We start from the raw sequence: 15611 nt of genomic DNA on the forward strand, positions 1-15611 counted from the left end.
ATAATGATAGGATCACATCTCGGTTTCCATGGGAGGACAAGTATGCTGACCAAAGAGGATTTTAAAAAAGTTAAAAAACAAGCCAAACTTGAAATCGCACTACTCGAACAGGAATATCAGGAAATCTTGCAGAACGTTGATTCTACGCTGTATGAAAAATACGGTATTTTGGACAAAGAAGAAACACGTGAGCTCACCCGAAAACGTAAAAACCGAAGATATGCTTCACTGGTCATCGAACTATGCGCCATTATTGAACAAATGTTACATCAACTGTACAGAGACGTATATCAGAAAAAGTTTAATTCGACTCAGCTGATGAAAACTCCTGCCTACCGTGCACGCTCCAACATGGAGATTATTCTGGCCGAACTGAGTAAAGAGTTCATTGCTCTGGAATCCGAAAAAGAACACTTCGCTGAAGCCCTTAGTCTGGTGTTTCAGACGAGGAACAAACTTGTTCATGATAATTTCTTATTTGTCACCATCGTTAAGGATGGCAGTAATGAAGAAGAAACGTTCGAAGCACTGCTCCATACGGTAAAAAAATATAGAAAACACTTGAAATATAATCGCCCTGAATAACAACAATCATCGCTAAAAAATATAAGGAGGTGTACCGGACTACGGTCCGAATAACCATGAGCCATCCAACAACTTCGATTACTGTGCTAAATCTTCAGATTCCCACACCTTCCGGGAACAGCCCCATATTCCCCGTCATGCTTCGTGATGTAGATGGCGTTACCTTGGTCGATACAGGCATGATCGGACAATTTGCAGAACTTCAATCCGCATTGGAACAAGAGGGCGTACAGCTCTCGGACGTCAAACGTGTGATTATTACTCATCAGGACATCGATCATATCGGTAACTTGGGAGCTCTGCTGGATGCCATCCCTGATCTGGAAATCTGGGCACATGCCGATGAGATTCCATATCTAACCGGTGAGAAGCCTTTGATCAAATTCACACCTGAACGTCGTGCTCTGCTGCCCGCGCCCGTTTTGGCACTGGCAGATCAACTGCTCTTGCAGTTGCCTGAAGTGAACATTAGCAGAACGCTGGCAGACGGGGACATATTACCCCTTCAAGGTGGTACACAGGTCATTCATACACCGGGACATACGCCAGGTCATATCTGCCTGTATTTCGGGGAGCAACAGTTCCTGCTCGCTGCCGATGAACTTCGTGTGGTCGATGATGAACTGGTTGGCCCTGCACCACAAGCGACACCGGACATGCCTGAAGCGCTGCGAAGCCTGAAGAAACTGACCAACCTTAAGCTCAATAAGGTTCTCTGTTATCACGGTGGAGAGTACATGAATGATCCGGCTCAGCGTATTGCCACACTTGCGGAGAGCGCAGAATAGTAAAGAACGCGGAGCTGTGAGTTTTTTGGAACGATAACGCATCCTATTAACGCTGTTTCTCTTCGTGCGGCATTGTGCGTTGTAGCTCATTCAAGATTAGGATGACACATACATTACAATCAAGGAGCTGTCCCAATGTCATGAACTTGACGGGGACAGCTCCTTTAATTAATTAACCACGCACTTCTACTACTCTACTGCACTGGTGTTGATCGTATGGTAGCACCTATTGCGCACGCTATTCATACAGTATGCACGCAGTATCTTATATTGAACTACGACATGTGCACAGCATCTTTCCCCTGCCCGTTTGGCAAAACAATTCACCGGAAAATCCGTAACGTAAGTGTCTACTTTCTTCACAGAGTTTCACCTTTAATGAATTAGGCACAGTCTAAACGCTATAGTTGTTTTGTAACGAATCTCAGACACCCTATACGCAGTATTTTGAGTATCAAGTTTTTCTAACGAACTCCAGACACCCTAGTTACTCATTTCATTGGTTTTTCGGCAGGTTTCTGGTGAATTTTGGCGATATAGCGTGGCTGAGGTTCTTTAAATCCTACGATCGTCACCAAACCTCTATTTAAGGTGCGTCATGGAGCTAGAATAAAAAGTGGACACCCGTTAACGGACGGAAGGATAATAAGACTAACGGAGGTGTCCACATGGGAGAACAGCGGCAACGATATAACGAAGAGTTCAAAAAACAAACGGTCAAATTCATTCAAGAGCAGACGAAGACACTTGGAGATTTGGCAGAAGAACTCAACATTCCAAAAAGTACGTTGCACCAATGGATGAGTAAGTACCGCGAACTAAAACATGAGCCTGTTGCCAGCGTAGATCGAGTGAAGGAACTGGAAGCAGAGCTTCAAGAGATGCGCCGGTTGCTTCAAGAGAAAGATCACACGCTTGCGCATACACAAGAAGAACTGGCGATTGTAAAAAAAGCAGTGCACATCTTCAGCAAACCAAAGAGCTAAGATTTCAGTTTGTGGAAGATCATCGCTCCGAGTTTTCTTTGGAGAAGATGTGCAGAACCTTTCAAGTATCACGGAGCGGATATTACAAATGGCGAATGGGCCGAACCAGCATGCGGCAGAACCGTAAAGACGAGGTCATGAAGCGTATTCGCTATCATTTTTACGACCACCGGATGCGGTGTGGAAGCCCTAAAATTACGTATCTGCTCCATTTAGAAGGGTTGCGAATCTCTTCCCGTACCGTCAGTATATACATGCGTCAAATGAATCTACGTTCTGTGGTCATGCCCAAATATCGCGTTCAAACTACGGATTCCAAACACGATCATCCCATTGCACCGAATACGCTGAATCAACAATTTAGAACGTCCAAACCGAATACAGTATGGGTTACCGACATCACCTACATTCCTTGCCGAGGAGGTCGTCTATATCTCGCCAGCGTTCTGGATTTGTGCACACGTGAAATTGTAGGCTGGCGTCTATATAACCATATGGAAACCAGTTTGGTGATGGGTGCACTGGAGGAAGCTTACAAGGCCAAACGCCCCGCTCCGGGATTACTCCATCACTCGGATCGCGGCTCTCAATACACGTCAAAAGAATACGTGGAGCAACTAAAATCATACGGAATGGAATCAAGCATGAGCCGCCGAGGAAACTGTTATGATAACGCCTGTATTGAGTCATGGCACAGTATTTTAAAGAAGGAACTCATTTACTGCAACCCTCGTTTTAAGACGCCGGAAGAGGCGTATACTGCCATCTACCAGTACATTGAGTTCTATTACAACCGCAAGCGAATGCATGGCGCGCTAGGGTATCTTTCCCCTGCTCGTTTTGCGATGAAATTTACGGACAAATCCGCAGCGTAGTGTCTACTTTTTTGACATAGGTCCATCAGGTTCGTTAGAATAATTTTATTTAGAGCGATTCAGATTAGGGCACTTCAGGGCTTTGGCTTAAAGTTAAGCGGCAACCGTTCGTTTTAAACTTACTCCATCCTCAACCTTACGGGGATACCAATCCGGTTCGACGCTGTCCTGTAACACTGATTTTATCTCCTTTGACCCCGACTTAGCTCTCCGGAGTAAGTACAATCAGCTTGTCATCCCCATCACGTGGCGATCCTCGTCCATCCCGATTGTTCGTAAGCACGTATAACTTTCCGTCCTCACCAGCACTCACATTGCGAATTCGACCCCATTCATCTTCGAAGATCGGTTCCACCTGCTCCACCTGTGTGCCATCTTCCGAAAGAGTAACCTTCAGCAGCTGCTCTCCACGCAGATTTGCAGCAATCAGTGATCCAGCCCAAGGTCCTTCTTCTACAAAAGCTACACCAGACGGCGCCCATGTATCGTTCCCACTATTTGCAAGCGGAGCCTGATATGCGCCATTGTCATCGTCGTCTCCTTCTACCTCGGGCCAGCCATAATTCTCCCCGGCCACAATCCGGTTAATCTCATCATGATTTCGCTGACCATGTTCGGTAGAATAGAGGTAACCGTTGTCCGGATTCCATGCCAGTCCCTGTGCGTTACGGTGTCCCATACTATATACAGGTGAATTCGGCCATGGGTTGTCTGCTGGGATCGATCCGTCGAGACCTATCCGCAATATTTTACCTCCAAGGCTATCTTCGTTCTGTGACAATTCCGGTTCATAACGCTCACCTGTCGTGATATAGAGCAACTTGTCCGGGCCAATTTTAATCCGCCCACCGTTATGATTCGTTCCGCCTGGAATGTTACCAAGCAACTCTTGATCTATGACCGCTTTGCCATCATTCACCTTGAGACGTAACACTCGATTCGCAATGTCGTCTCCTTCCAGGTAGGAGTGGTATGCATACAAATAACCGTTATCCTCGAAGTCCGGATCAGCTGCAAGACCCAACAGACCTCCCTCACCTTCTTCATTAAATGGGGCTGAGAATTCAATCAGTGGTTCAGGGGCTAGTTTTCCATCCTCAATGACTCGAATTGCACCAGGGCGTTCCGTTACAAACATCCGACCATCAGGCACACTTACAATCTCCCATGGTGCATTCAATCCTTCAACCAGAACGGACGCCTGATACGGAATAACCGTCTCTCCCTGCGCTCCACTCTCATTTCCACTTGCACCGGTATTGCCTCCGTTGGCCGTCTGTCCCTGACCTGTTCCCTGACCCTGAGACGTTTGCTCTGTTCCTCCCGTAGAAGGTTCGCCTGAAGAACATGACGCGGTTAACAGTGCCACACTTAATAATGAAGCATACAGCGGAACGGTTACTCGATTATTCATGATTACATCTCCCTTCGTATTTCGTTCTTCTGTATAAAATAAATAAGTCAAGCTTCAACGTATTATTAATGGATTGCTCTCTATTGTTGTGGTGTTATTACTCATCTGTAAAGCGGTTTCGCCCTGTATTACCCTTCATACCAGCCGCTTAAACCGAGAATTCAAGGTATTCCGAGGATATGAAATCACCGCAGTTTGGAATTCCATCATAATCTTTTATAATAGAAGGATAGTATGAATGGAAAGGTGGACAACTACACTTATGAATCAAAACCCTTTATCTCGTCTTGAAGCCGATCTGTCCGGGCAAGGATTGGACGCCATGCTGATCACAGATCCAAAACATATCTACTATTTAACTGGATTTGCGAGCAATCCGCATGAACGCTTCCTCGGTCTGGTTCTCGCACGTGGCGAAGAGCCCCTGTTGATTGTACCTGCGCTTGATGCTGAAGCTGCCGCAGCCGCTTCCTCGGTATCCAACATTGCTACTCACACGGATACGGATAATCCATACGCTTTGTTTGATCGTTATCAGGGGCGCTTGGGCCGGGTTGGTCTCGAAAAAGAATACGTGACGGTCGCACGTTATGAACAACTAACCGCCGCGCTAGGTGCTGCCAGCTTTGAAGATGTTGGCCCCCTGCTTCGCACATTACGTGTGAAAAAAACACCGGATGAGGTAGCCCGCATTCGCCACGCCATATATCTGATTGAAGAAACATTGCGTCAAGGACTCTCTCATGTTCGCACAGGCGTAACCGAGATCGAACTTGTCGCCGAGATGGAGTATCAGATGAAAAAGCTGGGTGCCGATGGTCCTTCCTTTGATACCATGGTGCTCACGGGACCCAAAACAGGTCTGCCACACGGTACACCGGGTGAACGGAAACTGCAACATGGTGACCTGTTGATGTTTGACATGGGTGTGTATGCTGGAGGGTATGCCTCGGATATCACACGTACATTCGCTTTTGGTGATATCTCACCTGAACTCAAAACTATCTATAACACTGTGCTCGCAGCGAACGAAGCTGCTATCCAAATCGTGAAACCAGGCATTACCTGCGCCGAAGTGGATCGTGCAGCACGCCAGGTCACGGAAGAAGCCGGATACGGCGAGCGCTTTATGCATAGAGTAGGCCATGGATTGGGTATTGACGTACATGAGTATCCTTCTCTCCATGGAGAGAATATGGACATCCTGCATGAAGGTACCGTATTCACGATTGAACCGGGCATCTATACCGCAGCAGGCGGCGTCCGTATCGAAGATGATGTAATTGTGACCGAGACGGGTGTCGAAGTTCTGACAACATATCCAAAAGAACTGCAAATCCTTACTGACTAATCCAATTGGATCTATGTCAAAAACAAAATCCCGCAAATCCATGAATATCATGGGTTGCGGGATTTTAATTAATACAAAGCATATCCTAAATTACTCCGTCTGCATTCTACGTAATTTTATTCCTGCTCACTCATTTACCATTAGTCAAACTCATGCGTGATATCCTGCCAAGACTCCAGCTGTGGCAGCTGTTGCTTCCCCCAGTAATCCAGAAACCATTGAATAATCCCAGTCGTATCTGTTGTTCTGCAGCTGTAATGTCGGAAACCGTCCTCGCCTTCCTGCAAACGAATCTCCGCCACCATCTGCCCTGGTTCCTCAAGCGCAGCAGCCTGCATATACATACTTCCCTCCACCAGCTCCGAAGGTTGAAGTACTACGTATTCCTGCAATTCCAGATTGGAGATCAACTCCACCAATAACGAGGCATTAATGCTATCATTCTCGTAGGTTGTGCCATTGCTTTCCAGTGTATAACGCAGTGTAGAGTACATGTGCGATTCCCCTTTGTATGAAATGATCGTTCCTATTGATACACGCTCATAACGACAGGTCGTTTATATTATAACTATTTCATAAAAATGTAAAAAGGATTTTTCTTGTTTCGGGTCTTTTCTATGAAAAAAAAACCTTGCAGAGTCCGAATTACAATGGACTGCGCAGAGGTTTTTTTTAAGTGATACTCTTTGAATATTGTCTAAGCCTCATCCTTAAACTTAAAGCTACGTGCCGCATACAGAAACGGCGTTCCAACCGCAGTTAATACAAATTTGATAATATACGTCGTCAGGAAGATTTCCAGCCAAACATCCCAAGGATAGATGAATGCAAACGCGATCGTGCAGAACACCAATGTATCCACGAATGAACTGATGATCGAACTACCGTTGGTGCGAATCCACAACTGATTGCGCCCTGGAGCCACCTTGCGTAGCCAAGAGTACAATCGAACATCCAGGAACTGACTGATGAAGTACGCCGTCAGACTTCCGAGTGCCAGACGTGGCAGCAGACCAAATAATGCTTTCATCGAATCCTGTGCAAAGTCCGTCGGTGCCGGGTCAAAGTACAACACCATCTGCATCAGAACCGTTGTCATGATGAGCGTGAAGAATCCAAACCATACGGCTTTGCGTGCCTCACCTGGTCCATATTTTTCATTAAGAAGGTCACTGGTCAAGTACATGCTGACATACATCGTGTTACCAAGCGTCAGCACAATTCCCATGATATCTATCGTTTTGGTCACCTGAATGTTGGCTATAACCGTAGCCACACCAATCCAGGCATAGAGACCTTTTTTACCGAACAAGCGGTAACACAACAGGAAAAATCCATAAGTTACGAGAACAAAAACTGCTCCCCACCCTAAGTTAAACATAAATACATACACTGCCTTCCTAGTTTTGATTACGCGGGATGGTTACGAACCGCGGTTTGGCTCAGGGCCAAAACATGAATACTCTATCACATTTCTCGTCCCATGAACAGAACTAAATAACTCCAAGTGTGCCTGAGTGACTACGATCCCTGCTATATTCCTCCCATGTCCCTCTCTACCATACTAGTTTTTCCTACCTCTATTCCCCTTGCACCGTGTATCGAAAAAGAAGACGGCTTCACACACCGTGCACAGTATAATTTGATTGCCACACAAAAAAAAAACCGCCCTCCGGATTCCTCCGAAGGACGGCTATTCTCACTTGGCTAATAGACGGCTCTAGCTATCTTAATGTGAGCTTCTATCTAATCCATTCTGTATTAAGCCTGAGCCGCAGAATCCAGCTCACGGCTCTGATCGTTAAACGTGTCCCGATCGTTTTCCTTCAAAATTCTGCTCGTCACGAGTCCTGATGTCATCGACCCGTTCACGTTAAGCGCTGTACGACCCATGTCGATCAGCGGCTCCACGGAAATGAGTAGTCCAACCAGAGCCACAGGCAGATTCATGGTGGACAATACGATCAGGGAAGCGAAGGTTGCCCCGCCGCCAACGCCAGCCACACCAAACGAACTGATCATGACTACGAGGATCAAAGTCACAATGAAGTCCCAGCTCAGCGGGTCGATGCCGACCGTCGGAGCAATCATCACCGCCAGCATGGCCGGATAGATCCCGGCGCAGCCGTTTTGCCCAATCGTAGCCCCAAAGCTTGCAGACAGGTTCGCAATGCCGTCCGATACGCCGAGTTTCTTCGTCTGTGTCTCCACATTCAGCGGGATCGCCGCTGCACTTGAACGGGACGTAAAGGCAAATACCAGTGTTGGCAGCACCTTCTTCAAATACGTAACCGGGTTGAAGCCGGACAGAGAGATAATGATCAGATGAATAATAAACATCACGATGAGGGCCACGTAGGACGCAATGACGAATTTGATGAGCTTTAATATCTCTTCCGCATTGGTTGTCGCCGTTACCTTTGTAATCAGTGCTAAAATCCCGTAAGGCGTAAGCCTCAGCACCAGCGTAACAATTCGCATAACCACCGCATATACCGCATTAACCATACCGCGGAACGTCTCCGCCTGCTGAGGTTTTTTGCGATCCAGTCCAAGTACGGCTACACCGATGAACGCGGAGAAGATAACCACCGCCAGTGTGGATGTACGACGTTCTCCTGTCATATCTGCAAATGGATTCGAAGGAATGAATTCCAGCACTTGTTGCGGGATTGTCTGATCCTTCACATCAACAAGCCGTTCCTCCACCTTCTGAATCTGCGCATTCTCCCGGTCTCCTCCTTGAATCTCAATGGAAGTCAGGTTAAAGCCAAGGCTCGTTACAATGCTGACACCTGCGGCAATCGCTGTGGTGATCAACAGAATGGCAATAATGGAAACACTCATCTTGCCGAGATTTTGTTTGCCCTTCAGATTCATAATGGCCGAAATGATCGACACCATGATCAATGGGATCACGACCATTTGCAACAAACGAACATATCCTGAACCGACCAGATTGAACCAATCGACTGATTTCGTAACTACATCAGAACCTGATGTGTACACCAATTGAAGAATAACCCCGTAAACAACCCCCAGTCCCAGACCCGCAAATACGCGTTTCGTAAAGGAGATATGCTTTTTCTGCATCCAGTAGAGGATACCAAGTAAGGCAAGTATAACCACTACATTCAATATGACTAGAAAAGTATCCATTTCTTTAAATCCTCCTCAGGCATGTGTGTAACCGGAACATATCCGGTTTTCTCTTCTATCTTTTGTACTTCCGACAAAGACATTTTACAATATAACATATAACAAACTATTCTGGTAGGTATTAATTGATATTATGTAATATGCATGTAACAGATTCATCTATTTCTGAAAAAAATACACCAAATCGTGAAAATTGTTCTATTCAACCTCCGGTTAATTTTGTAATATAGGTATATCCGCTTATTCCCAAGTTTTCTCAATGTTCAATTTAGGTCTTTCTTCATTGGTAGATAGGTCTTAGGATTACGGAAAAGCGACAATGTTAATGAACTTGACGTGAAAGGATGATCATATGTTTCGTAATCGCACCGTTGCCGGTAAAATCAGAGGCACCTTGTTCCTCGTTCTGCTGGTTGCTTCCCTGTTGTTCAGTATTAGTTTTTATGCCGTATCAATGAATATTATTCAAAGCTACGTGCTACCGCAGTTTGACAAAGTCCTAAACACGTCCATTCAGGATATATACAAGAATACTTCAGCATCCAAAATCCTACAGGTACAGAGTGGCGGAGCCGGTTCTGAAGGTGCTGCCATGACCGTGGAATCGTACCTGGCAGATAAAGCAAAAGAACATAATTTGGATGCGGCTTACGTTGTTGCTATTCAAGATGGCTCAGCCAAAGTCGTTGTGGCCAACCCTTCTTCAAACATGAAAGCCCAGGATGAGATTAGTGTAGAACCCGCAATGAATGCAGCTATTGAGAACAAAGAAATGGTAATCAGCGAGGTCTACTCCGATTCCTTTGGTGTACATAAAGCAGCCTTTATCCCCATTGCAGGAAGTAACATGATTATGGCTGTGAGCATGGATGCCCAGTTCATTCAAGACAAGATTACCCAGATTTTCTGGTTGTGCCTTGGGATTACAGCATTAGTGTTTGTGCTCGGCTGGCTTATCTCCACTAGTATGATCAAAAGAGTGACCAAACCAATCATCAAGCTCGTCCAACATAGCAAACAAATATCCCAGGGTGATCTGACCGCTGAACTAGAGATCAAAGGTAAAGATGAAATTGCCCAGCTTGCCGCAAGCTTCCAGACGATGACGCATAACCTGAAAGAAATGATTAGCCGTGCCTTGTCCACGTCCAATGAAGTTGTATCAGGCTCCAATGACCTGCTTCAGCGGGTTGAATCGATGTCCGGTATGGTTCGAAACTCCAGCCGCTCTGCAGAAGATGCAGAAAAAGGCAGCATCAGCATTGCGTCAAGCGCATCCGAGAACGCCAGAGCTATGGAAGAAATTACGCAAGGTATCATGCATATTGCTTCTTCTTCTGCTGAAGTGTCTGACCAGATTGGTGAAGCAGCCAACGAGGCAGTTAACGGTAACCGACTGGCTCAGAATGCCATTGAGCAGATGGAGCGTGTAGGCCAGACAGCAAGCGAATCGTTGCGATATGTTGAAACTATGAATGAACGTTCGGTAGCCATCGGCACCATTGTTGCTTCCATTTTTGAAATCACCAAACAGATTAACATGCTGTCACTCAACGCCTCCATTGAAGCAGCACGTGCCGGAGAGCATGGCCGCGGATTCGCTGTTGTTGCTGGAGAAGTTCGCAAACTTGCCGAGCAATCCAAGACAGCCACCGAAGAAATTTCGGATTATCTGGGTACCATTCGTGAAGATGCTGAACGCTCGGTTGATGCCATGAACCGTGTAACCCAGGAGATTGGTTCAGGCACAACTGTTGTTCAACAAGCAGGCTCAGCCTTCCAGCAACTGAATGAATTGATTCAGAACGTGAATCTGACCATTCAGACCGTCTCGGCTTCTACACAACAAGTATCTGCTGGTGCTGAAGAAGTGAGTGCATCCGTTGAAGAAACGGCACAGATTACGACCAAATCCCGTGAAAGCATGTTACAGATTGCTTCAACAGCAGATCTGCAGCTCAGCGAGATGGATTCACATTCCAATACAGTTCGTCATCTGCATGAACAAGCTGTAGAGCTGCAATCCGCTATGAAAAATTTCAAAATAAACTAACAGGTTAACCATTAACCTATCATCACCTGTTTTAAACCTCATTTAATCATAGGATATACAATACCCCCATGTCGCTAACATTCCGTTTCTATAGAACGGTTTGTCGGACATGGGGGTATTGTTGTTTCACTCGGGTGCCTGAACACCCATAATCTCGTACACACGCTTCATATCCAATGCCGAACGCAACGATTCAGCTACCCGATCAAACTCCATCTCCTTACGTTCAAGCGCACTATACGTCTCCTGAAGTGGAGCCAGTCCCTTTCCTGCACGCAAGGCATTCAGCCACGAACGTCGGAATTGATCACTTTCAAACAAACCATGCAGGTAGGTTCCCCACACGCTGCCATCTACTGAGCCCCAGCCTTCTTGGAAAGGTTGACCACCTGGATGCGAGATTTCAAACAACGCCGTTACACGTTCAGGCTCGTGACACTCCGTAACGCCCATATGAATCTCATATCCGTTAATGGGTAATGAAGCATCTGCTACATCTTGCTCACCATACAGACGAATCGGGTGATCAGGCTGCACCCGTCCGGAAGCTCTGACGGTCTGCTTTTCCTGAAGAAACGTTGTCGATAGCGGGAGCCAGCCAAGTCCTTTTGCTTCCTGGATCTGATTCGCCTCCACAGCAAACGGGTCCTTCAGATGACGTCCCAGCATCTGGTATCCGCCACATATTCCTACGAGCTGAACATGCTCACGCTCGGTCTGACTGGCAATCGCCTGCTCCAGCCCAGACTCACGCAGATATGCCAGGTCACCTATGGTGTCCTTCGTACCCGGTAGAAGAATGGCATCAGGACTGCCCAATTCCTCTGGCGAGGTCACGTAACGCACATTCACATCCGGTTCACGGGAAAGTGCATCAAAGTCTGTAAAGTTGGAAATTCGCGGATATCGGATCACCGCCAGATCCAGCTCGGTTTTGCCGGATTTCCCATGACGCATGGAGTCCAGCACCACTGAATCCTCTGCTTCAATCTGAATATCTCTTATGTAAGGTAAAACACCTAATACTGGAATGCCTGTCCGTTCTTCGAGCCAGTCGAGTCCTGGCTGCAACAGGGACAGATCACCGCGGAACTTGTTGATAATGAACCCTTTGACTCGCGCCACCTCATGGGGTTCCAGCAGCTCCAGCGTACCTACAATGGAAGCAAACACTCCGCCCCGATCAATATCGGAGATCAGAATCACCGGCGCATCGGCCCAGCCTGCCAGATTCATGTTAACGATATCCCGGTCCTTCAGATTGATCTCGGCCGGACTGCCCGCTCCTTCCATCAGCACAATATCATAGGTATCCCGTAGCCGATTCAACGCATCCATCACCGTCTGCTTTGCTTCAGGCAGGAAATGCTGACGGTAGTCCGATGCACTCATCTGGGCAAAAGGTACACCATGTACCACGATCTGCGAATGCATGTCCCTCACCGGCTTGATCAGGATTGGATTCATATCGGTTGTCGCCTCAATACCACAGGCTTCGGCCTGTGCCCCCTGGGCCCGACCAATCTCCTTGCCATCTTCCGTCACATAGGAATTCAGTGCCATATTCTGTGACTTGAACGGAGCAGGCTTGAAGCCATCCTGCTTAAAAATCCGGCACAATGCCGTTGTGATGACACTTTTGCCCACATCGGAAGCCGTTCCTTGCAACATCAGTACCGCCGCTGGTTGTGATGGCTTATCTTCCACGCTCTCTCCCCCTGTCTCCATGTTATATCCAGATCACCTTACTCCCAACCTCATGGGTAACACTTTCCATACTGCTTCATATTTCAAAAGTTACAGCCAGAACAGTCCTTGAAGCACACTCAGCACGGTCAACAAAGCCGCCTCCAGCAGCTCATTCATGGCACCATACGTATCCCCGGTTAAACCACCGAGCCGTTCACTGATCCGGGCAGCCACGAATCGGCCGATATAATAACACGCCACAGGCAGTATAATAACTGCCGTCACCGGGTATAGCCACCATGGCAGTGTTCCCAGCCCACTCACCATCGCATCCGCAATCCCCATATCCGGCTTGAAAATCCACACCGAGGCAAACGTAAGTGCCCCTGCGACCAAGGTCAGGCCCACAGCTGAACTTCGTGCACGCTGGACCTCCTTCCGCTCACCCAGACCTTTAAACAATACGGCAAGTCCATCATCTTCGCGCGCATTCGGCCAGGCCGACATCGCATACACCATGAACCAGCGGCTCCAGATCATGGGCAGGATCAGCAGCGCACCGTACACCCACTGGCCCCGGGCAATAAAATCGGCGATCAGCGCAGCCTTCATCATCAGAAGCAACACGCAGGCGATCACGCCCATTGCCCCGACACGGCTGTCCTTCATAATCTCCAGCATCCGCTCACGGGTACGATAACTGAGCAAGCCATCCGCCGTATCCATCCATCCGTCAAGATGGAGCCCTCCGGTTAGCCATACCCATAACGTCAGGGTCAGGACGGCAGCCGGAAAGGCCGGAAGCACTGCACCACTTAAGGCTCCCGCGAGCCAGACACACAGACCAATCGCTGCACCGACCAACGGATAAAAGACTACACTTTCCCGCAGCAATGGCGGGACAAAATCGATTTGCATTTTGACAGGGAAACGGGACAAAAATTGAAAAGCAGCTGCCGCCGCATGTTTGCGCTGAGGAGCAGGCGTGCCATCCTTCATAAGCGGTACTCCTTGCTTTTTAGTTCAATTGCAATGCCTACGGTCACCAGAAACACTTCACCGCATATCGCCGCAATACGCTGATTCAGTACACCGGCCAAATCCCGATATTTCCTGCCAAGGGCATATTCCGGTACGATCCCATCTCCCACTTCATTTGTAACCAAAACAAGCAAACCGGGATAGGTTCGAATCGCTTCAACCAACGCGTCTAAATGTGCCTGTAACACCTGCTTCTCGTCATGCTCATGCGCTAACAAAACATTTGTCAGCCACAGCGTCAGGCAATCCACCAGAATGGTGGGTGCAGAAGTCCCTGTATGCCCTTCACCCATGCGGCTTATCAAAGCAGGTAGATGTATCGGCTCTTCTGTTGTATGCCACAGATACCCTGATGCCTCCCGCTGATGCTGATGCATGGCGATGCGCTCACGCATTTCATCATCGTACGCCTGAGCTGTCGCCACATACCACGCCTCCGAGGAACGCTGCATGCAGAGTCGCTCGGCAAAGGAGCTTTTGCCACTGCGTGCGCCGCCTGTCACCAATACGCTCATCGGGAACTCTCTCCTTGCAGGGATGAATCCACCGACGCAGCAGAGTCCGAAGCATGGCTTGCCCCGTCCGAGACACCCGCGCTTGCAAAGGTCGCCATCTCGTTCAGAATGAGACATGCTGCGTCAATCAGATGAAGACTAAGCACGCCGCCTGTGCCTTCACCCAGACGCATGTCCAGATCCAGCATCGCTTTCAGGTCCAGTTCACGCAGCAGCGCTTCATGTCCATTTTCGTGTGAGGTATGAGAAGCGATCATATAAGCTGTACTCAGAGGTGCAAGTTGTCTCGCCACCAGTGCTGCCGCGGTAGAGATGAACCCATCTACAACGACCGGGCAATGATGAGCAGCTGCTGCTAGGATAACCCCCGTGAGTCCGGCAATCTCCAGTCCACCCACCTTGCACAGAACATCCAGTGCATCTTCCGGGTTTGGTGCGTTTACGCTAAGCGCCCGGCTGACTACAGCAGCCTTGCGCTGCAAGCCTGCATCATCAATGCCGGTTCCTCGCCCCACGGCGGCAGCTGGTGCAACTCCGGTTAACGCGCTCATTACCGCAGCACTTGCAGTAGTGTTGCCAATTCCCATCTCCCCGGTGACAAACAGCTGTGTTCCCTTCGCCACCTCTGCCGCTACAACTTCGGCTCCTGCAAGGATAGCCCGAACTGCCTCATCCCGGGTCATCGCTGCCCCTCGGGCCATGTTGGCCGTGCCTTTGCGAATTTTACGGGAAAGCAGGTCAGGATGTTCAAGATCGGCATTCACACCGATATCCACACAGATCACACCAGCTCCGGCGTGACGGGCAAGCACATTCACTGCCGCACCTCCAGCGAGGAAATTCAGGACCATCTGCGGGGTCACTTCGGCAGGAAAAGCACTGATGCCCTCTTCCACTACACCGTGATCCGCGGCCATGACAATGACCGCCCTGTGATCAAAACGCGGACGTGCATTGCCAGTCATGCCTGCTAGGCGGATCACCAGCTCTTCCAATTTGCCCAGACTCCCCGGCGGCTTCGTCAACGAATCCACGTGCGCAGAGGTTTCTGCCGCCACTTCCTGATCAGGAGCAGTAATCTTACTTGTTAAATGCTCCAACACCTGTTCATTATTCATACAACCAGCACTTCCTTCATCAAAATATGGGTTGCCC

Annotated in this window: 14 protein-coding genes; 6 read left to right on the forward strand and 8 right to left on the reverse strand. The window is 48.3% G+C overall.

The features are described from left to right. Positions 1 to 42 precede the first annotated feature (42 nt). The 4 genes from MHB71_RS17785 to MHB71_RS17800 all read left to right on the forward strand — a co-directional run bounded on the left by MHB71_RS17785 (position 43) and on the right by MHB71_RS17800 (position 3234). Entirely contained in the window at positions 43 to 585 is a 543-nt protein-coding gene (locus MHB71_RS17785; protein ID WP_340027146.1) for a hypothetical protein, read from the forward strand. A 56-nt stretch (positions 586 to 641) separates the two neighbouring features. Beyond that, positions 642 to 1373, forward strand: coding sequence for an MBL fold metallo-hydrolase (locus MHB71_RS17790; RefSeq protein WP_340027147.1), 732 nt, complete (start codon positions 642 to 644; stop codon positions 1371 to 1373). Between the two features lie 668 nt (positions 1374 to 2041). Beyond that, complete coding sequence (locus MHB71_RS17795; protein ID WP_340027148.1) at positions 2042 to 2359, forward strand: transposase; 318 nt, start codon at positions 2042 to 2044, stop codon at positions 2357 to 2359. 11 nt (positions 2360 to 2370) lie between these two features. Further along, positions 2371 to 3234, forward strand: a complete 864-nt coding sequence (locus MHB71_RS17800; RefSeq protein WP_340027149.1) for an IS3 family transposase — start codon at positions 2371 to 2373, stop codon at positions 3232 to 3234. 202 nt (positions 3235 to 3436) lie between these two features. Here MHB71_RS17800 and MHB71_RS17805 read toward each other — a convergent pair whose 3' ends face one another. Further along, a complete protein-coding gene (locus tag MHB71_RS17805; RefSeq protein ID WP_340027150.1) occupies positions 3437 to 4648 on the reverse strand; it encodes a PQQ-dependent sugar dehydrogenase in 1212 nt (403 codons plus the stop codon). 262 nt (positions 4649 to 4910) lie between these two features. Here MHB71_RS17805 and MHB71_RS17810 point away from each other — a divergent pair, with 262 nt between their 5' ends. Beyond that, positions 4911 to 5999, forward strand: coding sequence for a Xaa-Pro peptidase family protein (locus MHB71_RS17810; protein ID WP_340027151.1), 1089 nt, complete (start codon positions 4911 to 4913; stop codon positions 5997 to 5999). Between the two features lie 140 nt (positions 6000 to 6139). Here the strand turns inward: MHB71_RS17810 and MHB71_RS17815 are convergent, their stop codons facing one another. The 3 genes from MHB71_RS17815 to MHB71_RS17825 form a co-directional block, all read right to left on the reverse strand. Beyond that, positions 6140 to 6493: a hypothetical protein gene (locus tag MHB71_RS17815; RefSeq protein WP_340027152.1), complete on the reverse strand. Its 354-nt coding sequence runs from the start codon at positions 6491 to 6493 to the stop codon at positions 6140 to 6142. Positions 6494 to 6696: 203 nt separating this feature from the next. Next, on the reverse strand, positions 6697 to 7380 hold the full coding sequence (locus MHB71_RS17820) for a queuosine precursor transporter (protein WP_340027153.1): 684 nt from the start codon (positions 7378 to 7380) through the stop codon (positions 6697 to 6699). 380 nt (positions 7381 to 7760) lie between these two features. Then, complete coding sequence (locus MHB71_RS17825; RefSeq protein ID WP_127544144.1) at positions 7761 to 9158, reverse strand: L-cystine transporter; 1398 nt, start codon at positions 9156 to 9158, stop codon at positions 7761 to 7763. A 352-nt stretch (positions 9159 to 9510) separates the two neighbouring features. Here MHB71_RS17825 and MHB71_RS17830 point away from each other — a divergent pair, with 352 nt between their 5' ends. Continuing rightward, complete coding sequence (locus tag MHB71_RS17830; protein ID WP_047842054.1) at positions 9511 to 11211, forward strand: methyl-accepting chemotaxis protein; 1701 nt, start codon at positions 9511 to 9513, stop codon at positions 11209 to 11211. A gap of 126 nt (positions 11212 to 11337) precedes the next feature. Here MHB71_RS17830 and MHB71_RS17835 read toward each other — a convergent pair whose 3' ends face one another. The 4 genes from MHB71_RS17835 to cobT form a co-directional block, all read right to left on the reverse strand. Further along, positions 11338 to 12882, reverse strand: a complete 1545-nt coding sequence (locus MHB71_RS17835; RefSeq protein ID WP_340030188.1) for a cobyric acid synthase — start codon at positions 12880 to 12882, stop codon at positions 11338 to 11340. A gap of 126 nt (positions 12883 to 13008) precedes the next feature. Further along, positions 13009 to 13899 (reverse strand): adenosylcobinamide-GDP ribazoletransferase, encoded by an 891-nt coding sequence (gene cobS / locus MHB71_RS17840; protein ID WP_340027154.1) that lies wholly within the window; start codon positions 13897 to 13899, stop codon positions 13009 to 13011. Further along, the gene (cobU, locus tag MHB71_RS17845) at positions 13896 to 14456 is read right to left on the reverse strand and encodes a bifunctional adenosylcobinamide kinase/adenosylcobinamide-phosphate guanylyltransferase (RefSeq protein WP_047842052.1); all 561 of its coding nucleotides are present in this window, start codon (positions 14454 to 14456) and stop codon (positions 13896 to 13898) included. The genes cobS and cobU overlap by 4 nt, the downstream gene beginning before the upstream one ends. After that, entirely contained in the window at positions 14453 to 15574 is a 1122-nt protein-coding gene (gene cobT, locus MHB71_RS17850; RefSeq protein WP_340027155.1) for a nicotinate-nucleotide--dimethylbenzimidazole phosphoribosyltransferase, read from the reverse strand. The genes cobU and cobT overlap by 4 nt, the downstream gene beginning before the upstream one ends. Between the last annotated feature and the right edge of the window lie 37 nt (positions 15575 to 15611).

It is taken from the genome of Paenibacillus sp. FSL H7-0940 (assembly GCF_037979415.1).
GTDB lineage: Bacteria > Bacillota > Bacilli > Paenibacillales > Paenibacillaceae > Paenibacillus > Paenibacillus amylolyticus.